This is a genomic window from Bacillus sp. CZDM1, assembly GCF_055502545.1.
This window is the reverse complement of the sequence record NZ_JBUESO010000003.1, coordinates 45,306-71,161: the sequence shown is the minus strand read 5'-3', so window position 1 is coordinate 71,161 and position 25,856 is coordinate 45,306. Positions and strand designations below refer to the sequence as shown.

Genomic DNA, 25,856 nt, shown 5'->3' with positions numbered 1-25,856 from the left:
TTGTTGTTGAATTCTAGTCACAAATGATATAACTTTTAATACATCTTGTAAAGAAAAAATTCTAAAAAATTAAAATGAGGTGAATATTAGTGAAATTTAAAATATCTTGTTTGCAGATGGACATTGCCTTTGGTAATCCAACTGAAAACTATCAAAAGGCAGAAAGATTAATTAAAGAAGCAATGAAAGAAAATCCTGATATCATTGTTTTTCCAGAGCTGTGGACAACAGGCTATGATTTGACACGACTTGAAACGATCGCTGATAAGGGTGCAGCCAATACCATTGATTTTTTAAAAAAGGCAGCAATAAAATATCAGGTTCACTTTGTAGGCGGTTCTGTGGCAAATCAGGGTGAACAGGGAGTAAAGAATACCCTTCTTATCATCAATAATAAAGGGCACCTCGTCCATTCATATAGCAAACTACATCTTTTCAAATTGATGGACGAACATCTTTACCTCGAAGCTGGAGAGGAGATAGGGTTATTCGATTTGGATAATAGCACTTTTGGCGGAGTAATCTGTTATGATATTCGTTTTCCAGAGTGGATTCGTGCGCATACCTCTAAAGGAGCTGAAGCCCTTTTCGTTGTTGCAGAATGGCCTGCCCCCCGTTTAACGCATTGGAGGTCGCTGCTCATTGCCAGAGCAATTGAAAACCAATGTTTCGTTATTGCATGTAATCGCTCAGGCAATGATCCAAATAATGAATTTGCAGGTCATTCTATGATTATCGACCCATGGGGAGACGTAATAGCAGAAGCAGGAGCGACTGAGGAAATACTGTCTTCGGTAATTGAGTTAGATTTAGTTAAAGATATTCGTAAACAAATACCAATTTTTGAAGATAGAAGACCTGATTTGTACTAATCTAAAAAACCACTTCCTTATATAGAAAGTGGTTTTTCTATTTATTTAAAAAATGATTTATTGGTAACGTAATCTTAAATATTGTTCCCTTTCTCTCTTCACTTTCAACTTGAATATTCCCAGTATGTTCCTCAATAATTCGGTAACTGACCATTAAACCTAAACCCGTACCTTTTTCTTTTGTGGTATAAAAGGGTTCTCCAAGTTTTTTTATTTTATCCTTTGGAATCCCCATTCCTTCATCTTGAATACATATTTGTACATTTTGTTCCTCAGTTTTATTTATCGTAATTGTAATTTGTCCACCGTTCGGCATGACTTCAATAGCATTTTTTATTAGATTAATAAAAACCTTTTTCAGTTGATTGGGCTCGCAGTAAACGAATGGCAAATTGGCTTCATAGTCTGTATTAAATTGAACATTGTAAAGCACCGCTTGAGGACTTAATAAATCAACTGTCTCCCTCATAATTTGACAGACGTCTTTCTCCTGAAATCTAATTTCCTGAGGTTTTGCCAGGATTAGAAACTCATTAATAATCGAATCAATTCTTGCTAACTCGGAGGTAATGACATCGTAATACATAGAATGTTCAGGTTTAATACTAGGCTTTAGTAATTGAATAAACCCCTTTAATGCAGTCATTGGATTTCTTATTTCGTGTGCAATTCCAGCAGCAAGCTCACCAACAATACTTAATCGATCAGACATTCTCAACTGTTCCTGCATTTTAGCTTTTTCCGTTACATCAATAATAACAGTTAGATTTAGACCATCAATAATTCGGCGCTTGGTCGAGTAATCAAAATGTTTAACTGTCCCGTCAATCATTTCCATTACCATTGTGGAACATTGCCTGCCAATTTGCGTAGCTTGTTCGATATGATTCATAATTTCCTGCTTTTTCTCTTCTACAGTATTAAATAAATCTAACAGGGACTTTCCTAACAGTCTATCTTTTGAAAGACCAAAGATTCTTTCTCCAGAGTAATTGATATCGACAATTTGATACTTGTCATTCCATAATATCAGTCCGTCCATCGAATCTTCAAAAATTCTTTGGAATTTTTGTTCACTAGGCAATGCCTCGTTCTGTTTCGCTGTATTTCCCACTAACTCACCCGCCTCACGAAACCCAAAATAAGGTAATATCATACTATACCTATATTCTACATTATTAAATAAAATCCTTTTTTACTTGACAAATTTATTACAATGAAAAACATAAAAAAGGTAAAGCGCAAAATTCCCGCTTTACCTATACCATTTAAAGGAATGGATTTTCGTGCTTTGCTTTTAAACGCTGCCATCTTTTTTCAACTTCTGCTTCAAATTCCTCTAAGATTGATTTGTTTTCTTCTTTAAGTAGGTGTTTTGTTTTACCCATGTATTTAAGCCACTCAGAAATAGTCACACGTTTGTTTTTATCTTCTGGGTTATAGGTAATGCTGGTAACACCTTGCTCGACCTCATACAGAGGGAAGAAACAAGAATTTACAGCTTGCTCCAAAATCGTTGCCCCATAACGGTCCTCGGATTTCCAGTTAAGTGGACAGGTAATAAGGATTTTCCCATAAACCGTACCAACGTTTTGTGCATACCATTGAGCTTTTGCACCCTTTTTAATTAAGTCTTGAGGGAAAGCTTCCGCCCCTGTAAATACATAAGGAATATTGGTGGCCGCCATAATTTGCGCGGTGTCTTTATGGTGGAATCCTTTTCCTTTCTGTGCCTTACCAACTCCCGATGTGCTAGTCATATGACCTAACGGAGTAGAATAAGACATTTGTGAGCCTGTATTCATATAACCTTCATTATCATATTCAAGCATAATGAGCTTATGTCCACGAAGAGCTGTACCAATAGCAGAACCCATACCAATGTCCATACCGCCATCTCCGGTAATCATGACAAACGTCGCATCATCAGATACTTCTACTTCACCACGGCGTTTTAATTCAAGGAATGCTTCAAGTGTTCCTGATAGTGTAGCAGCACCATTTTGGAAAAGGTTATGAATCATGGTTTGTTTATGAGAGCTATGCGGATATGAAGTTGTCGTAACATAGGCACATCCTGTTTGGAATAATGTGACGATATCACCTTCAATCCCTTTAAAGAAAAGTTCCAATCCTGCAAAAATCCCACAGCCTGGACATGCTCCGTGTCCTGAAGCAATTCGCTTAGGTTTACCAGTTAGTGCACGAAGAGGCGGGATTTTAACCTTAAGTTTATTTGTTTCTTCATCCATTTTCACATCAATTAAACCAGATTTGTATACATCACCATGCTGTGGTGTGATAACCGGCTTAAGAACTTTTTCCGGGTTGCCTGGTACATGACCATAATAATCAAATGGCTTTTCGGCAAATCCTTTTTCCATCGCCTCAATCGTCATTTCAAAGAATTTTTGTGCATCGGAAGCGTAGAAATCTTTACCCCCTAAACCGAAAACTCGACTTAAAACGATTGTTTGATTTTCCCGGTCTTCTTGAAGGGCAGATTTCACTTCATGGGTTAAATTCGGTCCATTTGCTCCATAGGAATCTGCACGTTCACCAACCAATAATGCTTTTACATTTTTAAGGGCTTCACGAATTTCCTTCGCTGGGAAAGGACGGATAACATTTGGACTGATTACTCCAGCTTTAATTCCTTTAGCACGTAATTCATCAACTACATCTTTCGCTGATTCACCAGCAGAGTTTAAGAGGAATAATGCAACATCAGCATCTTCCATTTTATATAAATCAAGTACTGAATATTCACGGCCGGAAATACGGGCATATTCAGCTGCAACCTCTTTATAAACCTCACCCGCGGCGTAAATGGCTTCAGATTGCTGGAAATTGTTATTGATTAGGTCATCACCATTCATATGAGCACCAATTGTTACTGGATACTTTGGATCTCTCGCAAAATGATAGTCTGTTGGACATTCACCTACAAATTTCTGCACAACACTACGGTCCTTGAAATACTCAACTCTTCGCTTTTGATGTGAAGTGAAGAATCCATCGTAGGCAACGATAACCGGCAGACGGACCTTAGAATGTTCAGCAATTTTCAGAGCCATAATATTCATATCATAAACAGCTTGCGGCGTACTAGCTGTTAAGATAACCCAGCCAGTATTTAACGCAAAGTAAAGGTCAGAGTGATCACCTCTTATATCAAGAGGTCCACTGACTGCACGTGTTACAAGATTCATGACCATTGGAAAGCGGGTTCCAGATTGAACGGGCAGCTGTTCTATCATATAAAGAAGGCCATTTGCACTTGTTGCATTGAATACTCTAGCACCAGTAGCAGAAGCACCGTAGCAAATACCTGCAGAACCATGTTCACCATCTGCTGGAATCAGCTTAATATCATGCTCACCGCGGGCTTTCATTTGGTCCAAAAATTGTGCTACTTCTGTAGAAGGTGTAATTGGGAAATACCCCATAATATGATAATTAATTTGCGCAGCTGCCATAGCAGCCATTTCATTTCCGGACTCAAAGGTTGAAAGCTGCTCAGCGACCCCTTGAATCTTTAACTTTTCTTCTAACATTGCCATTATGAAATCCCCCCTGCTAAATACGGAAAGTTCTGTTTTACACGGTTAGCATCTGCATATCCAATCATTTCACGAAGATCACCTAACGCATCTGTTGGACAAGCTTCAACACATTTTAAACAGCCCTTACAATATTGATAATCAATCCCTTTAAGGAACATTTGTTTTCTGCCCTTCTTATCTTCGCCAGCTTCCCATACGAAGCAATAATCTGGACAGACATTATCGCAGGCAGCACAGTGGATACATTTATCCTGTTCAAACTGTGGAAGAAATCCTTGTCGTGAACCACTTAAATCTTTTAATATACTATTACCTTGAGTGGTCATTACCCCGCCGATTTCCTGGGTCATGTAACCTAATTGCGGCAATGCCCGCGAAAAACTTTTACCTTCTGCCCCTTCTGGCACATCATAGGTTTTAAATTGAACTTCATTATAACCACGGTCAAACGTGCGAATATTTGGCTCCACTAAATGCGGGTATTTTTTTTCAAATGTTTTACGAATAACGTTTCTCATAGAATCTGGATCTAGGAATTCACAAATACGATATAACGCACCGAGCATCGCTGTATTGACTTTTGTTTTTTCTTCAACTGCGATCGTTAAAGCGTCAACAATAGCAAGTGTGCCATATTCTAACTTTAGATCACTTCTCACTTCATCAAACTCTCTAGCTGTATTTACAAGTGCGATTCCATCAGCATTTAATCCGCTTACGACATCGACTGTTCTATATAGTGCTTCATGAAAAACCGCCACAATATGTGGCTGCTCTATTGGGCTGTGATCTCTTATTTCAACATCTGGATCACAATAACGGATAAAACTTTTAACAGGTGAACCTTTCTTTTCTGAGCCATATGATGAGAAATTAGATCCGTTCAAACCTAGACCTAGTACTCCGGCTTCAGCTAACATTTTTCCAGCTAAATTTGCACCAAGACCCCCAATTGATTCAAGACGAATCTCAAAGAAACCAAGCTCATTTTTCTTTGGCAATATTGACATAATGTCCCTCCCCTTCTTGTACAAAAAAACACAAAATATAAATTCCCCAAATTCATTGTAGGATAGATCTTTTTATTACGCTGTGACAAAAATCAAACATCAGCAAAAAAATTCTATAACACCTTTTAAAAATTTATTTAAAACGTTAATTTAAATGGTTTTTATTTAGCATTTTATGTATATAACAGCTTCCCTCCTGTAATATAACAGGATTTTTTTATTTCGATTTTGGATTTTTTCAAAAGTAGGATATAATATACTATTGTTTTTAATTTGCCGAAGGAGTTTTACGATGAACGTTATTTGCTGTACCTTAAATGCTAAATATATACATACAAATTTAGCGATTCGCTGCTTAAAGGCTTTCGCTGCTCCGGAATTTAACATCCAATTAAAGGAATATACGATAAAGGATCCGGTTATGAATATCGTGTCAGACCTCTATCAGCAAAAACCAACAATTATTGGATTTAGTTGTTACATCTGGAACATTGAAGAAACCATTAAGGTTGTCAACATGATTAAAAAAATTGATCCTTCTATTAAGATTGTATTTGGTGGTCCTGAAGTATCTTATGATACGGTAGAATGGATGGAAAAACTCCCAAGTGTCGACTTTATAGTGATGGGTGAAGGTGAACGTTCATTTAAGCAGCTGCTTTCTGAATTGAACGGAGCGGGCAGCTATAAAAATGTACATGGAATTGCCTATCGCAAAAATGGAAAAGTAAAAGTGACACCCCAAATGAATAAGCTTGACCTAAAGGAACTCCCATCACCCTATCGATTTCCTGAAGATAAAGCTCATTTGGGTAAACGTGTCACCTATATTGAAACCAGCAGAGGCTGTCCATTCAGCTGTCAATTTTGCCTTTCTTCCATTGAAGTAGGGGTCCGTTATTTCGATAGGGAGAAAATTAAGGAAGATATTCGTTATCTTATGGCTAATGGGGCAAAGACGATTAAATTTGTTGACCGTACATTTAATATTAGCAGAAGCTATGCGATGGAAATGTTCCGATTTTTAATTGATGAGCATCTACCAGGAACAGTTTTTCAGTTTGAAATTACTGCTGACATCATGAGACCTGAGGTTATTGAATTTTTAAATAATGAAGCACCAAAAGGCTTATTTCGCTTTGAAATCGGCGTTCAATCGACAAATGATTATACAAATGAGCTTGTCATGCGGAAACAGAATTTTGCAAAACTAACAAGAACCGTTACCATGGTGAAGGATGGCGGAAAAATTGACCAGCACCTTGATTTAATCGCCGGTCTGCCTGAGGAAGATTACGCATCCTTTCGGAAAACGTTTAATGATGTTTTTGAACTTCGTCCTGAAGAACTGCAGTTAGGTTTTTTGAAAATGCTTCGGGGAACTGGGCTAAGACTTCGCGCTGCTGAACATGAGTATGTTTATATGGATCATTCTCCATATGAAATTTTGGGGAATAATGTCCTTCCCTTTGATGATATTCTCAGAATTAAACAGGTGGAGGATGTGTTAGAAAAATATTGGAATGACCATCGCATGAATCACACAATAGAGTATTTGGTTACAAACGTGTTTCCTTCACCTTTCGACTTTTTCCAGGAGTTTGGGACCTATTGGGATGAGCAAGGCTGGTCAAGGATTGGTCACCAGTTAGAGGATTTATTTCGAAGATTGTTCTCGTTTCTTCAATACCGGAAGCTGAGTGACCTTGACATTATTGAAGGCCTGATGAAATATGATTATTTAATAAACCATAAGTACAAGCCGCGAAAGCCATGGTGGGAACAAAGCTTCAATAAACAAACAAGAACCGAAATTTATAAACAAATAGTCGATACCCCATCGCTGCTAGGGCAAATCTATGTGGAACTAGAACTTGATGAGAAAGATTTATATAAGCATACAATGATTGAGGAACTTTCCTTTAATCTTGATGAATACTTATCATCTGGAAAAATCTTAAAGCAGTCTTCTAATTTAATCGCTTATTTTGATCCTGCAAACAAAGGAACACTAATCTTTTCATATAAAGGATAAAGATAGCCGGCATAAAGCCGGCTTATTTCTTTTTCGATGACTTTTTATTATCCTGATTATTCTGAAGTACTTCATATAGCTTAATTCCATTCACGTCACCAAATTCAATGCTAAATTCTTCACGTGTGTTTTGCACGCTTTTCTTATCTTTCATTAACTTCTTCCTTTTTTCCCAAGCTTTGAATTACGGTTTGCAAATCTGATTGCGTTGTTATTATCGGTAAATTCTGCTGAGAATTCACTTTCCTGTACATTCTTATGCGGCGTTTTAGAATATTTTTTTACTGCATCAAATTCTGCTTTTCGTTTAGCCATTTTTTCGTCCTCCCATCTTTATGTTACATCTTTAGTTTCTTCAAAATCAGGGATTCAATCACTTCCTTATTTTTCATAAATAAATTTGTTCATTAAGTGAAAAATAAAGAAAAATAGGAGTGAGTATGATGACCAATAAGAAAAAGCAAAAACTAGATAATCCAACGATGAATCAAACAATTCCACATCAAATTAATGCACCAAGTTTCGAAGGAACAGGAATTAAAATGCAGCCTCCATTTATAAATGAACATGGCGTTGTAATCGGAGATAGCTTATATTCTTCACCAAACTCTCCTTTAGAAAATTGGACTGAGAATACCGACCCTGAAATTATGGCCGGGGACGAGTGGGTTCACCCAACAAATGATATTGGCTGGAATACAGCAGAAAACCGTGAATTGCTAGAGAGCAAGAAAAAACCACAAGCCTATCCCTTCATGCACCCTGACAAGGATGTTAGTAAGGGCAGTGATTAAAACAAATTTGTATCCATTTCCGCAAAACATTACCACTTATTAAAAAACAGAATTGAATCATAATACAATTACAGAGAAAAGAAATTTATCTCTGTATAGATACTAAGGAGTTGAAGAAAATGGCTAACAGCAGCAATAAATTATTAGTTCCAGGAATAGAGCAATATCTTGATCAGGTTAAATATGAAATCGCACAAGAGTTTGGTGTGAATTTAGGCTCCGATACAGTTTCCCGAGCAAATGGGTCTGTTGGCGGCGAAATTACAAAAAGGCTAGTACAACAAGCACAAGCACAAATGGCTGGTCAGCAACAATAATCTTAACTAAATAAACATGGAAAAAGTCCGGCAAATTTGCCGGACTTACTTTTTCCCATTATTCTCGTGTTTTATTGCTTTATTTTCATTATTTGTCTTTGGTCTTTCTTGTTTATTGACATTTTTATTCTCTTTTTGTTTACCTTGATTACTAGTTCGATGTTCATTACCATGGCTGTTTTTATCCGATGGTGAATTTTGCATACCATCCCCATGTTCTTGTGCAATTTGATTGTTATCTTCACTTTGATTTTGATTTAGATTACTATTATTCTGCTCTAGCTTTTTGACCTGACCCGGCGGCATGGTTGAATTTGTTGCAGGTACAAGGGGAGCATTATCTTTTTGCTTTATTTTTTCCTTGTTTTGTACCGAGTTATTTTTATTTTTATGATATACCCCAACTGGAACACCTAAGTCCTGTGCTTTCTCTAATTCTGCTTCAGTGGTTGTATACATTTTTATTTCAACTAGATGTTTATGAACGGTTTGTTTAATTTCAGCAATATTCTCCTGCAGTTTTATTGCCGCTTTATCTTTAAGTTGATGTGTCTTTACTGTTGAAATCACAACTGTTTCTGATTGGGAAATATATCCTTCATCTTTTAATTCTTCAACAATAATTGCAGTTAATTCCGAAGCATCTTTTTTCTCCCAATCATCCAACTGAGAAATGATTTGTTCTGCTTCTTTATTAAACCCGTTGAGTTCAACTACCTGCATGTTTTTATTTAGTCCCATTTCAATACTAGTGTTAGCGTCAATAGACATATAGGCATATGCCTTATTATTTTGATACACTGGAATAATAGATCCTAAAGATATGATTAGAACAGCCATTGACATCCAAACCGTTTTTAAAGTTAAAAAGTTATTAAATACAATTTTCTCTTTCCTTTTTTGATAATCAGTAACAGGATAAAAATCTATTTCTTCACCTATTGAATAAAGCCTATCCATTTTACGGGCACGTAAGAATTCTCCGTCTGAAGTTAATAGTGTCAAATAAGGATCATCAACTTCCATGATAATTCCCTTTCTCATGTCTCAAGCACCCCCCTTAAATAATCATTTAAATATACATAATCAGTCGATAATATTAGTGCAATCGCAATAATATATTTTCGGTTTCGCTCAATCGTCTTTCTACTGACATTCACTTTTTTTTCTAACTGTTTTATCGGAAGGCGTTTTTTTTCAAATAGAGAACTTTTTAATTCCTTATCATCCACTAAAAGTTTAGCTACTAATATGGCATTCTCCCTTGCATCTGCATGTTTAGGTGAATTCTCAACTAAATCGCTAAAGCTTAAATCGAATGAAGTTAATAATGCTTGAAATTGTATAATTTCGTCTTTTCTTAACTCTTCATCAGATTTTTTCTTATATTCCTCGAGGGACAGCTCGTTCACAATTACCATGCCTGCTGAATCATCCTCAAGTGATGAATAGGTTAAGTCGATACTGACGTGTTGATTTTTCGTTTGTTTCCGAATATAATCAATAACTCTCCTCTTGATTATGACTTCAGCAAAACTAAGCAGAGAGCTTCCTCTATCAGGTAAATATTTTTCAATAGCCTCATTAAAGGCAATCAGACCAATACTAAATTCATCATCGGTTTCATAAATATATCGTTTACAAACTGTAGAAACATTTTTCGCAATAAAGGGTTTATAAGAATCTATTATTTCATTTAGTAGTAAGCGGTCCCCTTGTTGAATTAAAAGAACCGACTCTTCTAACGTTCGTTTTTTATTCTTGGTTAAAAACAATAAACCTAGCATTGCCTCACCTCACAATAACCCAATTATACCATACGGCGCACGCCTTGGATTTTATGGGGGTAAAGCGCATGAGAAAAATTAGCCCCAAGAAAGGCTATCTTTTCCTGTTTATAATCCTAGATTCTATTAATTTCCTTTGCCGTTATTCTCTTTTTTCTTTTCCTTAGTAGAATTCTTTGATTCTGCCTTTGCTTCTTTTGCTGCCGCCTTTGCTTCCTGCTTATTTTGTAGAATTGCCTGTTTTGCTTGTTTTTTCTCCTGTACCGCCGATTGTTGAATTTCCTTCTTAGTTGGTTGTGGTGCTGCTGATTCAGTTACTTCAGGAATAACTTTGTCTGAACTAGACTCTACAAGTGTCTCTGGAGAAGCTTCCGTGTCTTCTAGTTTATTTTTTTTTGTTATTTTTTCATTTTTCTTTTCCCATTTTTTTATTTTCTTCGAGACCTTTACATAGCTTTTTTCTATATTCTTTTGTAATGAAGCTTTCACAACGGGGTTTTTCACCTTTTTCATGGCTGCGGTAAGGGCGATGATATTTTGGGATAAAACTTCTTTTACATCTCCAATTTCTTTATTCTCTTCACCTATTTCATCAGATGCACCATCATCTACAGCGGTCACTTGATCATCTGCACTTTCCATATTCTCAATTGCTTTTTCCATTGTTTCTATGGCTGCTTCTTCATCTCCATCAGCAAACAGCGCTTCCGCCTCTACAAGGCGCTCCGCTGCATAATCTGCAAATAACTTTGCTTCTTTAACATCATCTATCGTTAAAGCAAGGCGTATTTTTTCTATTAATATCTTCGAAAAATAGAAGAAGTCCCCTGGTAATAATGATGGTGTTTCTACTTTATCACTTTCAGAGTTTGAATCTTCTTGAAGATCTATTATAGCTGTCTCACTAGTTGTTTCATCAGCGAAAACATTTGCACCTGGAAATACTATTGTACTTGCAAGAATAATTGCTAGCGCACCTTTTGTGATTTTGTTTACTGACTTATGATCTGTTTTTTTCTCCAATTCATTCACCTCATTGTTTTTGACACCCTTTTTCCACTAAAGATGTACGTTTAATTAGCATCCTTTTATGGGGGCATACAGAAAATTCTCAACAAAAAAAGCTACTAATCAGATTCTGATAGGCAGCTAATTTCGAGATTTTAATATCCACTTTATCAAAAATCCAATAAGTAACCCCGGAATGACAAATATCATGGGTAAAAAGACAGGACCTGGATGAACATTAAAAATGGTAACCTTTGGTGAAATCATTAATCCAACTGTGACAAAATAGGCAGAAAATACAAATGGTAAATAAGAATACTTTTCCTCAAGCGGCATTGCATGACGATATCCATCCCACATTGAAAACATATAAACACACGGATAAAACATCAGCCATTGATAATTTACGACCGATTCAGCCCTTTTAATTTCACCCAGGAAACTGTACATGATTGCACTATTAAAATGACTGTTCACATTTATAATAAATTCTAGTATCACAAACAAAATACCTTTGATGTACTGGCCGCTTAATAGCTGACTGAATCCCGGAAAGGCTATACTCCATAAGACTGCTTCTAATTTACTTATTTTTTTCATTTCTCTATCTCGCTTCTGATGTAAGTTACTTCCAAATTAGTTTTACCAGTAACAGACTGAATAAACGAGTTATGAAGAAATATTTTAACTCATGCTACTATCATAAAATGGGAATTTGATAATTAGGATTATCCTTTTGTTTTAGGTAAAAGGCAGTCATTGGCTTTAGACCATCTTTAAAGTCCGGACATATGATTCCTGATTCCTTCAAATCTTTCTCTGCCTGCGTGCAATCAAAATGACCCATCCAAGTAAAATAATCTAGGGCTTCTTTTTCAACCCTCAGATACTTTCTCATCGGCTTTATGGAAAGAAACCATTTTCCCACTGTTAATGGGAGGGTACCCATTGGTTTCTTGTTTATCAATTCCTCCATCATAAAGGTGTAAATTTCAGAAGCACGATAGGGGTGAGGATCCGTTAAATGATAGGTTTTACCAATCCCTTTTTCCAAAAAGCTAAGATAAGCAGCTGCCTGAATGATATAGTCTATTGGAACTAAATTTACATATGCTTCTCCCTTACCCAATTTCGGCAGCAGAGGAAGAAATTTTAATCGATCTAAAAAATTCATCATAAAATAGGGGCCATCAAATTTAATCGTCTCACCGGTTTGAGAATGACCTTTGACGATTCCAGGGCGAATAATCGTAATTGGAATTTCCCTTTTTAGTTTTTCCACCAAAACTTCAGCCTCATACTTTGTTTCCTCATAATGATTTTTAAAACTTGTCGGTCGAATAAGCTCTGTCTCGTATAGAGTTCCTTCACGGTCACCTACAACATATGCCGTACTAAAATATACATAACGTTTCAATTGCGGCAATCCTCTTACCCAGTTATTCACATTTTCTGTGCCATTTACATTGATTTTGCAGGCAGTATCCCTTGGTACTGCCAAATCATAAATGGCTGCAAGATGAAATACATGTGTTATCTTTCCAATTAGGATTTCATGGTTATCGGTAGAAATCATGAGTGATGGCTGGGTGATATCACCTTCTATAATGACAAATGCTTCATTCTTTAGACCTAGCTCTGTCATAATAGCTTGACGTTCTTTCCTTGCCTTATCCATCATCCCTTGAAGGACAAGAACATATATGACTCCTTTTAAATCATTCTTTTTTAAAACTTCTCGAATTAATTGGTTGCAGATAAAACCCGGAAACCCTGTAAAAAAGTACCCATTTACCATCTTAATCCCTCCTAAAAAATGTTAAATACATTTGTACTAATTGTATGTCGTTCCCAAAAATATAGTCAAGTTATTAGTCTGAATTTTCAGTAATTTATTTTCAAAAAAATGACGGGAATTAGTCCCGTCATTTTTAGTCCTGCTGATCCATTGGGTTATAAAGCTTCACACTTGGATTTTTTTCTTGGAACCAGCGAAGTGCAAAATCATTTTCAAATAAAAAGACATACTGATCAAAGCGATCCTTAACAAGGAGACTTCTAGAGCTTGAGAGATTTTCATCTACGATATCTCCTTCAACCCATCTTCCTATTTTCGATCCCATACGTTCCATCAATACCTCAGCATTGTATTCATTTCTCATCCGATGTTCAAAAACCTCGAATTGTAACTGCCCAACAGCACCTAACAAGTAATCATCTGTTTTCACTGTTTTATAAAGCTGAATGGCGCCTTCCTGAACTAGCTGCTGGATTCCTTTATAAAAAGATTTTTGTTTCATTACATTCTTAGCAGAAACCCTAACAAAGAGCTCAGGTGTAAATTGCGGTAGCCTTTCAAATTGGAAATTTTCTTTACCGGATGTAATGGTATCCCCAATTTGGTAAGTACCCGTATCGTAAAGGCCGATAATGTCCCCGCTGACAGCTTCATCAACCGTGCTTCTTTCTTCCGCCATAAAGGAAGTGGATTGAGAAAGCTTTATTTGTTTACTTAATCGTGGAATATTAACGGTCATTCCCCGCTCAAATTTACCCGAACAAATTCGAACAAACGCAATCCTGTCACGATGGGCTGGATTCATATTTGCTTGAATTTTAAAGACGAAACCCGAAAATTGCTCAGCGAGTGGATTAATTTCCCCAATGGATGAATTTCGAGCCATAGGAGCTGGAGCAAATTGCAGGTACGTCTCTAAAAAGGTTTGGACCCCAAAAGTTGTTAATGCACTGCCAAAGAAAACGGGGATAATCTTTCCATCAGCCACTTTTTCAGCAGAGAAATCATTACCAGCTTCGTTTAACAGCATTATCTCTTCCAGCGTTTGGTCATACAATCCAGAAACCTTTAAAGGATGGTCACCTTCTATTTCCCCATCACCATTCAATGGAATGAAACGATCTTCCTCATTTACTCTAAATTGTTCGATTCGTTTGTAATATCGGTCGTAGATACCCAAAAATTCTTTACCCATCCCGATTGGCCAGTTCATGGGATAGGTCTCAATACCCAGCACTTCCTCTAATTCAGCAAGCAGCTCTAATGGTGCTTTCCCTTGACGGTCCAGCTTATTAATAAATGTGAAGATAGGAATACCACGCATCCGGCACACTTTAAATAGCTTTAAGGTTTGCTCCTCAATCCCTTTTGCAGAGTCGATAATCATTACCGCACTATCTACAGCCATTAGGGTACGATAGGTATCTTCACTAAAATCCTGGTGTCCTGGTGTATCCAAAATGTTGACACGAAAATCATTATAGTCAAATTGCATAACGCTGGATGTTACTGAGATTCCACGTTGTTTTTCAATTTCCATCCAGTCACTTGTCGCAAACTTACCAGTTTTTTTTGCTTTTACTGTTCCAGCGTCGCGTATAGCTCCGCCAAACAATAATAATTTTTCTGTAAGTGTTGTTTTCCCGGCATCCGGGTGAGAAATAATCGCAAAGGTTCTGCGTGATAGTACTTCTTCTTTAAGTTTGTTACTCATTTCAAATTCCTCTCTTTTAACAATCAAAAAATTTTTCTCGTACCCTTAATCTTATAGTCTCGCGGTAAAATTTGCAATCCTTTAATGCTGCTCATCTGGAAATCCATTTCCACCCATTCCCACATCCTCTTTTGTTATTTTCCTTTTATAATAGAGTTAGACTCTTTATAAGGAGATGACTAGAATTGAATCAAAGTAAAAAACTAGTTTCAAAGATCATTCCGCTCATCGCAGCGATACTAATATTAATGGTAGGTATTACTTGGGTTATCCAAACTACAAAAGAAAAAATAGAAATTCCTTTTTCTTCAGTAGAAAATACAATTCAAAACCAAAATGGCAAATTAGTTACACTAACTGAGTATTCAGATGGCAGCCTTCAACTTGAAGCTGGTGACCAAAAATACGCATCAAATGTCCCTCCAAATAGCCAAATGGTTGACAAGCTGGTTGAAAAATATAATATAAATTACTCATTTTCAAATAGCAGCACCTTTGGAAAGTGGATAATGGCTGTTATTTTACTTGCCCTTGTTGCAGCAGCTTTAGTACTTCAAAAAACAAAAGGTGGTTTCGGGCTTTCAAACTCGATGAAGAGCAGTGTTTCACAGGCACGCCCGCTTCCTTCCATTAGTTTAGAAGACGTTGGTGGGATTGGTGAAGAAATGAAGGAAGAAATACTACAAACACTTTCAACGCTTAAAGAACCTGAAAGGGCTATAAAACTGGGGATTAAACCACCAAAAGGTATTCTTTTATATGGACCTCCAGGTACAGGAAAAACATTACTTGCTCAAGCCATTGCCCGTGAACTAAATGCAGCTTTCTTCTCAGCCAGCGGTTCTGCTTTTAATGAATTATTCGTTGGTGTTGGCGCGAGCAGGGTACGCTCTTTATTCCAGACAGCAAGAAAACAAGGTCCTGCTGTCATTTTCATTGATGAAGTAGATGCCTTAGCCGGCAGAAGAAAAGCACATGGCGGTGAAGAAGCAGAAAAAACGTTAACAGAACTGCTCGTTCAGCTTGATGGCGGGCATTCAAATGATGGAATATTGTTTATTGCCGCCACAAACAGAAAAGATATGCTGGATGAAGCATTTTTAAGGCCAGGGAGAATAGATTTCACCTTCCAGGTCCCACTCCCTGATACAAAAGGCAGAAGAGAAATTATTGATATTCATACAAAAGGGAAAGCACTCAGCAATGAAGTATTAGCCTCTTTAGATGAACTTGCTGAAAGTACCTCCGGCTTTTCTGGAGCGGAGCTGCAGTCATTATTTGAAACTGCCAGCAGACGTGCCGTACGAAACGGGCAGGATGCATTAACAAAAGGGGATCTTGATTATGCTCTTGACCGAACCATTTTAGGAAGTACTTCTCGTTCTTTACAGGATCTAGACACGAAGCGTCGGGTGGCCATCCATGAAGCGGGACATGCTATTGTCGCTTCGTTAACAAAGCCAGGTTCTGTAAGAAAAGCTACCATTATCCCACGTGGTGAGGCACTCGGTTATGTGGCACCAATACCAAAAGAACTTCATTTATCAACAACAAGTGACTTATTAGACAGAGTCGCCATGGTGCTAGCTGGCGGCGTCGCGGAAAGAATGCTTCTTGGCGAACATAGTATTGGTGTCAGTGGCGACGTACAGCAAGCTAAGCAGATTATCGAACAAATGGTAGATACCGGTATGCTTCAAGGAGGTTTCACCCTCACATTTAACAAACAGGACAAGGAAGTAAAGATGCAAGAACTGTTTGAAAAAGGGATAGAAAAAGCAGAGAATCTTATTAAGGGTCATTATCATCAGTATCAACATTTAGTTGAAAACTTATTAAAAAAAGAAACACTTGAAGGCTTTGAGGTTGAAGAAATTGTCTGTGGGAAGAATTCAAAAATAAATGATGATGTTTCTGCATAAATGAAATGGATGTTTCTGAGGTACACTAACTTTATGTATTTCACATAAGGAAGTGTATGTAAATGATCGACTCAAAAATAGATTTCGAAGCGAAAAAACACCAAGAAGGTGCACTAGGATACCTCGATAACCCCAAAAAGACCGAGGGCTTACTCAAGAAGGCTATCCTTAAGGCGAGAAATAACAAAGGTACTTTAGGAGAGGCCTGGGAAAAACTACAACTATTTATTGATTTAGTTCAATCTTATTCAAAAGGCGAATATCGAAACGTTTCTCCTGCTACAATTTTAACGATTATTGGGGCAATCTTATATTTCGTTTCTCCATTAGACGTAGTCCCTGATTTCCTTGTAGGACTAGGGATACTCGATGACGCCGCCGTGATTACCTTTACGTTAAAAAAATTATCTGTAGAAATTGATGAATTTAAAGTTTGGAAAACAGCAACAGAAAGCCCTCTTGATTAACAAGAGGGCTTCCGCTTTTCGTTTTGTCTAGCTGCAGCGCCTAGGGGCTCGGGGTCATAAGCCAATCAGTCTAGAAGGTTAAATAGCAACCTTCCAGCCTGCTCGTCTTATGCCTGTCGCCCCTAGGAAAAATTGAACTGCATTTTTCCCTGTGCAAGACGCTTCCGCTTTTCGTTTTATCTAAAACAAGCTGCTCCTACGATGATCAATAGGATAAATAATACTACGATTAGCGCAAAGCCGCCGCCAAATCCAGTACCACAGCCACAGCCCCCATGACCAAATCCGCCTCCGTAACCATATCCATAAGGCATATTTATAACCCCCTTTTTAATTTAATAGTATTTTCAGCACCAAGAAGCCCCGATAATAATTAACAAAATGAACAATACAACTAGAAGGGCAAAGCCGCCGCCATACCCGCCATGTGAACCAGACATTTACATTACCTCCTTTTTTAATTCCATATATCCTATTCATATCTCTAAAAATGTGCGATAGACACATATATAAATAACCCGCTTTTCAAAAAAAAGAATAAGCCCATTCTATATGGGCTAATTTATCATTTTGGATCAATAATCGGCAGTAAACGATTTACTAATCTAGGTGATAACGGCTGTAAAGAAGTAAAGCAGGAGAGGTCTACAATAATACAATTTGTTGTAGTTCTTAACGAAAAGATATTGTCGCACATATCTACTGGATAGCCGTCTATGTCTACCGGTTCAAGCAGAGTTATTGTTGCACAACATCTCCTTACGTCTATTGCCTCTAATCTAAAAACATTTGTTATAAAAAAATCTCCATTATTTGTCCAACCCCAAGCCTCAAATTGACATTTCCCGGTTGAAAGTATAAACGGAATCGTGTCATATCCGAAATCACCATTTACAAAGCGAAAATCTTCAAATGATAATTTTTTTTGTTCTTCTAACAGTTGCTGCAGGTCGTGACAGACACATGTATCCTTCTGATGTTCCCCCATAATCAATCCTCCTTTCCATTATTTATATAGGCTGTAAGTAAAATTGAATTTGTTGCGCACCATTTATGGCACACTCCCTTGCTGAACTTTTTGATTCAGCGGCAGCTATTACATATCCATAACGTTGTCCCATTGAGCGAGGAGGTGTGACAATTTGACCGGTTGCTGCTTTCGTGTAAACCTCTATTACTCCAGTTTGTTCTTCGGCAGAATCACACCCCGATACTTTAAGTAATCTCCCAATAGAGCTAACGATTAAATAATGTGCATAGATAGCTTTTTCTTGCCTTCTTATTAAATCTGGCTCTTTTCCTGCATACAACTTTATCGTCTGTTCTGCAAGATTAACACCAAACGCTTCCTCAATCATCCGATTCATAGCACCCCCTGCCATTCTCGGATTAATCTCAATCAGCTTCCAGCCTTTATTTGTTAATTTCATTTCCAAATGGCAAGTACCATTTCTAAATTGAAAATCCTCAATTATAGAATAGACAGTTTCTTTTAATCCTGAAAGTTGTTCCAATAACAACTTAGGACAGATAGAATAACCGGTAATAATAAAACGTTCGCCCTTTGTTACTTCCTGTTCAACAATTGCCACAATTGTGATGGTTGAATGAAAAACCATCACTTCAATTAAATATTGTGGACCCTCAAGATATTCCTCTACTAATATAGGAAATTCAGAATTTTTTCTGAGAAGTTGTTTTACACCCCTCTTACATTCCCAGATATTTTCGACCAATATTACATCCTTTGAACCATTTGATTGAGGCGATTTAATAATTAGTGGAAATTGGTCATTTACCTCATTTTCGATAGTTTCGGGTGAACTCAGCACCTTAAAAAAAGGGGTATAATTCTTTCCACTCAAGAATTCCCTGGTTAAAATTTTATCAATCATAATTTCCAATGGTTCATACGTGAGTGGCGTATTACAAATAACATTTGTGAGCAAGGCAGCCAAATAAACATACTCATCTAAAAAGCTAATAAAACAGTCGACAATTTTCCCCTCATTCATAAGGTCTGTTATCGCTAAGAATATTTCATCAGTATCTGACATATCAATGAGCCGTGCATCATCTATTTCTTTATAACCCTCCTTTTCCTCTATAAAAATAGTGCGATTCGTTAAAAGGATTGTCTCGTAACCTAGTCTTTTTGCTGCTTTTATTCCTTCATAACTTGACCCTGTTTTGTTGGTCCCTAAAAAAACAATTGATTTCATTATGTGCACCCACCAAAGATTTTCATCACCTTTTTCAGAAAGTTTATCTGTTACAATAAAATATTCTTTTACTGATAGTTGGTGCAGGCTAGTTCATTATGTATGAGCAGTTATTTGACCAGTAAATTTAAAGTGTTACAGATGCCTGCAAAAAAAACCATGGACAAGTGTTTAGAAAGAAAAAAAACCATATTCCTTAAGGTTTTAATCCTTAAAGTATGGTTTAATATCATTACTTTTTTTCACTAAAAGGGCTCTTTGTCCGGATTCCGGATCTTCTTATTTTGACATCTACATCGACATTGACGATGGCATCCTTAAAATATTCATCCCACTACTTTTCAATTCGTTTGAAATTATTATAATCTTGGCGGTAAAGTATTTCTCCAAAACCAAATATATCGGCCTCATATTTTTGTTGAAGCTTTTTTATGGTTGCTTCAAGATCCTTTTTGATTTGTTTTTCCGTTAACTTTCCGAATTTCTTAAAAGTATTGATTTTTATTAGATCATCTTTACATTGGGAGCTGTCTAAATAGGCTTCAGCCCTTACCTTAAGATTAATTACTGCTCTACCCTTAACGAGACTTGCTTTTGATTTTGTCACAGTATTGAATATACGAACACCAAGGAATTTATCTTTACTACAGCCCACGGTTACTACCGTTTTATCTAATTTATTTATAATCCACAAATAACTTCGTGCATCCTTAAGAGGCAGGAAATCTTGGAGCCTATCCTCTTTAATAATGGCCAATGAATCAACCACTACCATAGCATCTGGAGCACCCTTTTTCATATTATCAACACTGATCCCTTTTTCAGGGTGACCTTTTATAGTTAATGCCGCCATCACTCCTCTTCTTCCAGCTGAGGTAAAGGCCTGAATGAAATCGTTTAAACGGATATCCGGGTCTCCCCCCCAACTTTCAACAAAAGAGTTTAATTGTGTATGAAGTTTGAGAGAAGATGATTTTTGCACATGATAAGTTACCTTTAAGACATCTGCTGCTTTTACATTCCTAGCTGTTACAATGTTAAAGTCATCCCTAATTTCACGATTTCTTTCCAAAAAATCTATAAAATCTAATATACCTTCTCTTAGAACACTTTCCCCAATGACAAGTACCTTCATATGTGAGAATATTAAATGTTTGGAAATACCAAATTTCAGAATATATAATATTTATCATTGCTTCAAAAAAGGTGAATTCAAATAGGCTCATATCAAAAAGTGCAATAAGTATAGTTAATAGAAGTATGAGTAAAAAATAGGCCAATGTTACCATATTTGGAAAACCCCATCACTGTCTTTACCTTATTTTTCCAAAATTATCCGTTTTTATCCAACAAAAAACCAACAACTTTTTGTTGTTGGTTTAATACATTTGATTACTTCCCGATACTGCCCATTTTGGGAAATAGACGCTAAAAACTGTTCCCATATTCGGTTTTGATTCTACTTCCACCCTGCCACCCATCGACTCAGCTATTTTAAAGGTTGAGGCTAGTCCCAGACCTGTTCCATTTACTTTTCCCGAAGTAAGTGGTTTACCTAACTGTTCTAGAATATGTCGCGGTATTCCCATCCCATTATCCTCTATCACAATATAAACCTCTTTTAACATTTCATGGAGGCAAACATTTACTTGTCCTCTAGGTGAACATGCTTCAATCCCATTTTTTATGATATTCAAGAGAGCAAACCTCAACATGGACGGTTCCCCTTTAATAAATATATCCTCTTGAGCAGTAGTAGTAAAAAAAAGTTCCACTTTATGCAATTCAGCATATGGTCTCATTAATTCAACTACCTCATTTAATTCCCTAACAAAACTCATCTCCTTTTGCTCGTTACCTTTCGTATCCATAAAAGCCAAATAGTTATCTAAGCTGCGCTCGGCCTGAGTTAATTCGTTTTTCGTTTGCAGCAGATTAAATGCCTGTTGCTTCGTTAAAGTCCCCTCCTCAATAAGTTGAAGATAACACTGAGATGTTCTAATCGGTGCTAACATTTGCTGCGATATAAAAACCAGCAAATGATTTTTAGTATGGTCTTTCTCAAATTGAATAACCTTTTCATTCATTAACTGGATTTCACTTATAGAATATTGAAGATGAAGCACCATCCAAAGAGTAATATAGTTTAATATTGAAAACCAAAACCAAAGATTGATTTCTGAAAGTGTAAACGTATAGTCATCTAAAAATTGAGTCCCCAGTGCAAAAAAGAGCAGGGAAAAGGTCAACAGCATATAGGGATATTTTTGGCGAAACTTTTCACCCCAAAGTTCTAAACGAGGGAGCGTAAAATAAAATACGGTGACGAAAAAGGTCGTCATCCAAAGTCCTCCGAGATAAATGCCTGTTCCCCCCATCCTGAGACGATAAATAATCAGGATAATAGATAGTATTACCCCACTTCTAAATCCCCCATAGAGGAATGCCAAGATTAAGGGAATAAAGCGAAAATCCAACATTGTTTCCTCATTTATGGATACAGGAAAGGTCATACATATAATGATTGAAAGACCACATAAGGCACTTAATACTATTTTATTTTGAAACCTCTTCCGAAAATAAGATTGATAAATTAATATCGGCAATAAAATGCAGAAAATCTGCAGTAACCATAAGCCTAGATATGATGGTATTATTAACAATTAGCATTCCCCCTGTCCCTACTATCTCTAGTTTAGAGCCTACTAAAAAAACTTACTATTAAATATGTCACATTTTAGACACAAACATAAAACGTAATCAAAAAAACAGCTCACCATAACGGTGCAGCTGCCTGAAATTTAATTTAATTTAATTTAATTTAATTAAAAATACACAAGAAAAATTATGAAAGCTAACAGGATTCGATATATCGCAAATGGTACAAGTTTAATTTTATCTATTAATTTTAAGAAAAAGCGAATAGAAATTAATGCAAAAACAAAGGCACTAATAAATCCTGCAATAAAAAACGGGAGTGCATCCATCGTCATATACTGCCAATTTTTCAATAAGGAAAGGAAACTAGCACCCGCCATAATAGGCACTGCCATAATAAAAGTAAAATCAGCGGCTGCTCGATGGCTCAATCCTAAAAGAACGCCACCTGATATAGTCGAACCGGAACGTGAGAAACCTGGCCACAATGATAAACATTGAATGAGACCAATCATTAGTGCTTGTTTATATGTAATTTGGTCAACGGTTTGGATTTTTGGTATTTTTGGGCCAAAGCGATCTGCAATTATCATGAAAATAGCACCAATCACTAAACCTATTAAAACAGTTTCAGTCGAAAATAAATACTCATCTATATAGTCTTCAAGTAGTACCCCAAAGATTCCAGCAGGAATTAACCCAACAATTACTTGTGTTAATTTTAAACGACCGCCACTTTGGTTAGATAGGTTACTTTTTATTCGACCCATTCCTAATAAATCGATAAATCTATCCTTAAATGTCACCACAACCGCTAAAATGGAACCTAGCTGGATGACTACTTTAAAGGTATTCGCTCCATACTTTCCTAAGAAATCTTCTGATTGCAGCCACATATCATCAACGATAATCATATGCCCCGTCGAAGATACGGGAGCAAATTCTGTTAACCCCTCAACTAACCCTAAAATAATTGCTTTAATAATCAATAATAATTCCATTTACATAACTACTCCTAACTTTATCTTCTGTTTTAAATTCAAGGATATGGAATAACTTTTTAATTGTACTCAATTTCCATTGAATTTAGCAAATAATATCTAACAAAAATAGAAGCGAGGCTAAGCTAGCCTCGCTTTTTAATTATAAAATAATGCGATTAACACGCCCATTGAATTTCTCTAACCAGTAACCAGTTGTCATATCTGCAATTGCAACGCCTGTAGAACTTTGTGATCCCAAGAACTTACCTGCACCTAGATAAATTCCGACATGACCATCTTTTTTATAGGTATCAAAAAATACAAGGTCTCCAGGAAGCATTTCCTCTACCTTGACAGGTGTACCAGTATTTTTCAAGACTTCGGTACTAGCACCGATTTTAATATCTACCTGAGCGTACGCCCAACTGACAAAAGCTGAACAATCAAATCTTCCATTTGCAATATCATGTTCGTTTCGACCTCCGCCAAATACATAAACCGAATTCCCAATATACGTAATCCCTTCAGAAATTAGACCTTTAACGGTTTCATTCGTTAACAACATTGAATCAGTTAGAATTTGGTTCGGATCCATATCGGTAAGATTATACATGGTTGTAAGTGCAGAATCCTGTTGCAATAATCCTGCCTGTTCTGCAAGTGTAACTTGCTCTTTTTTCTTTAATTCTAATCTTAACCATTCATTTTGTTGTTTTTGTTCTAGAATTTGTGCCTGCATTCCTTCTAATTCTACTTTCATACTCTGAAGCTCAAATAATTTATCTTGTACCTGATCTTGTTTCTCCTTAATACTCTCTTTGTCGATTTCATGCTGCTCTATAAGAGATTGATCTGCTTCAACAAAAGATGCTACAGCACCAACGCGTCCCACAAAATCCTTAAAACTTGAGGCACCCAGCAAAACATCAAGATAATTTACCTTTCCACCCGTTTCCTGAAAAGTAAGAGCACGTTTTTTTAAGATTTCATTACGCTTTTTTACTTTTTCATTTAACGATTCAATCTCGGACTCTAGTTTCTGTATTTCCATTTGAGAAACTTTTATTTTGTTCTCTGTATCGATAATAATATTATTATTATCAATGATTGCTTGCTCTACCCGGCTGATTTGTTCATTAATTTGTTTAATTTCTTCTTTTACTTGATTAAGCTCTACATTCCCTTTTATAATTTCTAATTGAATTCTTGAACGTTGTTCGTCTATAACCTCATGGTTTTTATTTTCCTCTGTTTCAACTTGCTGATTTTCATTTTCCTCGGCTCCTACTTGAAGTAATACAGTTGGACTTCCAAACGTGATTATTGAACAAAAAGCTATAATCTTCTTTTTCAATTCTTTTCCCCTGCTTTCCTTCATCGCAAATCGCAACACAGTAAATTTTTTCAGCTATGTAAAACTAGATATTTATCAATTTATGAAATTACTAAAATAAACCTATATACCCATTTTTACCCTATTCAGTTGCAATTAGAAGTATAGCACGAAATCTTGTCAAATCAATAATAGTAATATTAAATTTATGTTTCAAGGAATGACTATATCACATGTTCAATGATAAACATAAAGAAGCAGACCAATCCAGTTGGTCTGCTAATCAATTACATTGAACTCCTTAATTTGTTTTAAAAAGTTCTTTAACACTATTTGTTCCACGATTTACAATTTCATTATGAGTATTTCTAGCCATTTTTACATACTCATTCGTAACTTGCTGCCAAGCATTTCTGCGCTCACGTGCGTAGTCAATGTTAGCTTCAGTACTCTTTTCAAAATTATCTTCTAACTGGTCAATAATTTGGAATACAGATTTGATAGGAGTGAGAGCTAGGTTTTCTAATTGATTAGAAACCTCTTTAAGCTGCTCTTTAAGCTCTACCCTTTCATTCATCATTTCTGCTTCAATTTTTTCTTCGTCTTTGAAAAGCTGTTCCCTGCGTGCATTCATTTGCTGCATCAATCCAGAGACAACTTCTTTGTTTGTTTTTTTAGATTGCTCAAAGAGGTTACCAATTGACTTTCTATATTGCTTGTTGAACTTAATAACTTCTTTTAGAGCGTTCATATAAGCATCTTCACGGCTTTCACGCAATTGTCTTGCACGTTCCAGTGATTGTTCATACTGATTCCATAGTGTATCCACAAATAAACCTTCATTCTTAGGTTCTTCGGCTGCTGGTATCATTTTTTCTTCAACAGCAAGAACACTTTCACTCTTTTTCTGTGCCATCGTCCTTCCTCCTCTTTTTACTGTTTACTTTCTCTATCGAATCCTTCTTTTGAAATGAAGGAATATAGAGCTCAAGGAAACTTGAATACATTTTAAAGAATTGGTCTAGCATCGATTGGTACGACTCTAGTTGATTGGCATAGCCTTTTAAGTATGTAATACCAGCTTTTGTTATGGAATATCTTCTTTTGGCAGGACCACTGCCATTTGTATCCCACTCAGATGACACTAGTTCTTCCTTCTCTAGCTGTCTTAACAGTCTGTAAAGATTTCCCTGATCAATCGTTTTAAACCCAAATGTTTGTAATTTCTGGCTTAGCTCATATCCGTGAAGAGACATTCTGCTAAGAAGCAATAGAATAAATGGCAGAACAAAGTTTTTTGATGGATTGACAGATTGATTCTCTTGATTTACCATTTTTATATCACCTCACCTATATGTATTTTACACCTA

Annotated in this window: 26 protein-coding genes and 1 pseudogene; 6 read left to right on the top strand and 21 right to left on the bottom strand. The window is 36.4% G+C overall.

The genetic code is table 11. The features are described 5' to 3' along the window. The first annotated feature begins 89 nt into the window (after positions 1-89). Complete coding sequence (locus ACY3XC_RS08005; protein WP_464868113.1) at positions 90-872, top strand: carbon-nitrogen family hydrolase; 783 nt, start codon at positions 90-92, stop codon at positions 870-872. Between the two features lie 37 nt (positions 873-909). Here ACY3XC_RS08005 and ACY3XC_RS08000 read toward each other — a convergent pair whose 3' ends face one another. The 3 genes from ACY3XC_RS08000 to ACY3XC_RS07990 all read right to left on the bottom strand — a co-directional run bounded on the left by ACY3XC_RS08000 (position 910) and on the right by ACY3XC_RS07990 (position 5,448). Then, positions 910-1,986 carry an ATP-binding protein gene (locus ACY3XC_RS08000; protein ID WP_464868112.1) on the bottom strand — a complete coding sequence of 359 codons (1,077 nt, stop codon included), beginning with the start codon at positions 1,984-1,986 and terminating at the stop codon, positions 910-912. A gap of 154 nt (positions 1,987-2,140) precedes the next feature. After that, the gene (locus ACY3XC_RS07995; protein WP_464868111.1) at positions 2,141-4,435 is read right to left on the bottom strand and encodes a thiamine pyrophosphate-dependent enzyme; all 2,295 of its coding nucleotides are present in this window, start codon (positions 4,433-4,435) and stop codon (positions 2,141-2,143) included. Continuing rightward, positions 4,435-5,448: a 2-oxoacid:acceptor oxidoreductase family protein gene (locus ACY3XC_RS07990; RefSeq protein ID WP_464868110.1), complete on the bottom strand. Its 1,014-nt coding sequence runs from the start codon at positions 5,446-5,448 to the stop codon at positions 4,435-4,437. The genes ACY3XC_RS07995 and ACY3XC_RS07990 overlap by 1 nt, the downstream gene beginning before the upstream one ends. A gap of 292 nt (positions 5,449-5,740) precedes the next feature. Between ACY3XC_RS07990 and ACY3XC_RS07985 the strand changes: the two genes are divergently transcribed. Then, the gene (locus ACY3XC_RS07985; RefSeq protein WP_464868109.1) at positions 5,741-7,483 is read left to right on the top strand and encodes a B12-binding domain-containing radical SAM protein; all 1,743 of its coding nucleotides are present in this window, start codon (positions 5,741-5,743) and stop codon (positions 7,481-7,483) included. A gap of 22 nt (positions 7,484-7,505) precedes the next feature. Here ACY3XC_RS07985 and ACY3XC_RS07980 read toward each other — a convergent pair whose 3' ends face one another. Beyond that, on the bottom strand, positions 7,506-7,637 hold the full coding sequence (locus ACY3XC_RS07980) for a hypothetical protein (RefSeq protein ID WP_256989053.1): 132 nt from the start codon (positions 7,635-7,637) through the stop codon (positions 7,506-7,508). Then, positions 7,637-7,798, bottom strand: coding sequence for a hypothetical protein (locus ACY3XC_RS07975; protein WP_179158415.1), 162 nt, complete (start codon positions 7,796-7,798; stop codon positions 7,637-7,639). Before ACY3XC_RS07975 ends, ACY3XC_RS07980 begins: the two co-directional genes overlap by 1 nt. A 128-nt stretch (positions 7,799-7,926) precedes the next feature. Between ACY3XC_RS07975 and ACY3XC_RS07970 the strand changes: the two genes are divergently transcribed. Both ACY3XC_RS07970 and ACY3XC_RS07965 read left to right on the top strand, forming a co-directional pair. Beyond that, positions 7,927-8,277 (top strand): DUF3905 domain-containing protein, encoded by a 351-nt coding sequence (locus ACY3XC_RS07970; RefSeq protein WP_464868108.1) that lies wholly within the window; start codon positions 7,927-7,929, stop codon positions 8,275-8,277. A gap of 119 nt (positions 8,278-8,396) precedes the next feature. After that, positions 8,397-8,594: an alpha/beta-type small acid-soluble spore protein gene (locus tag ACY3XC_RS07965; protein ID WP_095251895.1), complete on the top strand. Its 198-nt coding sequence runs from the start codon at positions 8,397-8,399 to the stop codon at positions 8,592-8,594. Between the two features lie 45 nt (positions 8,595-8,639). On the opposite strand, the gene ACY3XC_RS07960 is transcribed toward ACY3XC_RS07965, so the two are convergent. The 6 genes from ACY3XC_RS07960 to ACY3XC_RS07935 all read right to left on the bottom strand — a co-directional run bounded on the left by ACY3XC_RS07960 (position 8,640) and on the right by ACY3XC_RS07935 (position 14,901). Continuing rightward, positions 8,640-9,638 carry an anti-sigma factor domain-containing protein gene (locus ACY3XC_RS07960; protein ID WP_464868107.1) on the bottom strand — a complete coding sequence of 333 codons (999 nt, stop codon included), beginning with the start codon at positions 9,636-9,638 and terminating at the stop codon, positions 8,640-8,642. Further along, positions 9,635-10,381, bottom strand: coding sequence for an RNA polymerase sigma factor SigI (gene sigI, locus ACY3XC_RS07955; protein ID WP_464868106.1), 747 nt, complete (start codon positions 10,379-10,381; stop codon positions 9,635-9,637). The genes ACY3XC_RS07960 and sigI overlap by 4 nt, the downstream gene beginning before the upstream one ends. Before the next feature lie 126 nt (positions 10,382-10,507). Continuing rightward, entirely contained in the window at positions 10,508-11,404 is an 897-nt protein-coding gene (locus tag ACY3XC_RS07950; RefSeq protein WP_464868105.1) for a DUF5667 domain-containing protein, read from the bottom strand. A gap of 126 nt (positions 11,405-11,530) precedes the next feature. Beyond that, the gene (locus ACY3XC_RS07945) at positions 11,531-11,989 is read right to left on the bottom strand and encodes a hypothetical protein (RefSeq protein WP_179158410.1); all 459 of its coding nucleotides are present in this window, start codon (positions 11,987-11,989) and stop codon (positions 11,531-11,533) included. Positions 11,990-12,089: 100 nt separating this feature from the next. After that, on the bottom strand, positions 12,090-13,187 hold the full coding sequence (locus ACY3XC_RS07940; RefSeq protein WP_464868104.1) for an SDR family oxidoreductase: 1,098 nt from the start codon (positions 13,185-13,187) through the stop codon (positions 12,090-12,092). A 133-nt stretch (positions 13,188-13,320) separates the two neighbouring features. Beyond that, a complete protein-coding gene (locus ACY3XC_RS07935; protein ID WP_179158408.1) occupies positions 13,321-14,901 on the bottom strand; it encodes a peptide chain release factor 3 in 1,581 nt (526 codons plus the stop codon). A gap of 185 nt (positions 14,902-15,086) precedes the next feature. Here ACY3XC_RS07935 and ACY3XC_RS07930 point away from each other — a divergent pair, with 185 nt between their 5' ends. Both ACY3XC_RS07930 and ACY3XC_RS07925 read left to right on the top strand, forming a co-directional pair. Beyond that, complete coding sequence (locus ACY3XC_RS07930; RefSeq protein ID WP_464868103.1) at positions 15,087-16,823, top strand: AAA family ATPase; 1,737 nt, start codon at positions 15,087-15,089, stop codon at positions 16,821-16,823. A gap of 62 nt (positions 16,824-16,885) precedes the next feature. Continuing rightward, positions 16,886-17,290 (top strand): YkvA family protein, encoded by a 405-nt coding sequence (locus ACY3XC_RS07925; RefSeq protein WP_256989052.1) that lies wholly within the window; start codon positions 16,886-16,888, stop codon positions 17,288-17,290. A gap of 176 nt (positions 17,291-17,466) precedes the next feature. On the opposite strand, the gene ACY3XC_RS07920 is transcribed toward ACY3XC_RS07925, so the two are convergent. From ACY3XC_RS07920 to phaQ, 10 genes and pseudogenes are all read right to left on the bottom strand, one after another. Next, positions 17,467-17,604, bottom strand: a complete 138-nt coding sequence (locus ACY3XC_RS07920) for a YjcZ family sporulation protein (protein WP_179158407.1) — start codon at positions 17,602-17,604, stop codon at positions 17,467-17,469. A 33-nt stretch (positions 17,605-17,637) separates the two neighbouring features. Further along, positions 17,638-17,730: a YjcZ family sporulation protein gene (locus ACY3XC_RS07915; RefSeq protein ID WP_179158406.1), complete on the bottom strand. Its 93-nt coding sequence runs from the start codon at positions 17,728-17,730 to the stop codon at positions 17,638-17,640. 125 nt (positions 17,731-17,855) lie between these two features. Then, a complete protein-coding gene (locus ACY3XC_RS07910) occupies positions 17,856-18,278 on the bottom strand; it encodes a CotY/CotZ family spore coat protein (RefSeq protein WP_464868102.1) in 423 nt (140 codons plus the stop codon). Between the two features lie 22 nt (positions 18,279-18,300). Then, positions 18,301-19,512 carry an ATP-grasp domain-containing protein gene (locus tag ACY3XC_RS07905; protein ID WP_464868101.1) on the bottom strand — a complete coding sequence of 404 codons (1,212 nt, stop codon included), beginning with the start codon at positions 19,510-19,512 and terminating at the stop codon, positions 18,301-18,303. Between the two features lie 232 nt (positions 19,513-19,744). Further along, positions 19,745-20,674, bottom strand: a pseudogene (locus tag ACY3XC_RS07900) (Ger(x)C family spore germination protein). Positions 20,675-20,891: 217 nt separating this feature from the next. Further along, positions 20,892-22,118: an ATP-binding protein gene (locus ACY3XC_RS07895; RefSeq protein WP_464868418.1), complete on the bottom strand. Its 1,227-nt coding sequence runs from the start codon at positions 22,116-22,118 to the stop codon at positions 20,892-20,894. Positions 22,119-22,337: 219 nt separating this feature from the next. Then, positions 22,338-23,171, bottom strand: coding sequence for an undecaprenyl-diphosphate phosphatase (locus ACY3XC_RS07890; protein ID WP_464868100.1), 834 nt, complete (start codon positions 23,169-23,171; stop codon positions 22,338-22,340). 142 nt (positions 23,172-23,313) lie between these two features. After that, a complete protein-coding gene (locus tag ACY3XC_RS07885; RefSeq protein WP_464868099.1) occupies positions 23,314-24,507 on the bottom strand; it encodes a C40 family peptidase in 1,194 nt (397 codons plus the stop codon). A gap of 280 nt (positions 24,508-24,787) precedes the next feature. Continuing rightward, the gene (locus tag ACY3XC_RS07880) at positions 24,788-25,402 is read right to left on the bottom strand and encodes a hypothetical protein (protein ID WP_464868098.1); all 615 of its coding nucleotides are present in this window, start codon (positions 25,400-25,402) and stop codon (positions 24,788-24,790) included. Next, a complete protein-coding gene (gene phaQ, locus ACY3XC_RS07875; protein ID WP_179158397.1) occupies positions 25,383-25,820 on the bottom strand; it encodes a poly-beta-hydroxybutyrate-responsive repressor in 438 nt (145 codons plus the stop codon). Before phaQ ends, ACY3XC_RS07880 begins: the two co-directional genes overlap by 20 nt. Positions 25,821-25,856 lie beyond the last annotated feature (36 nt).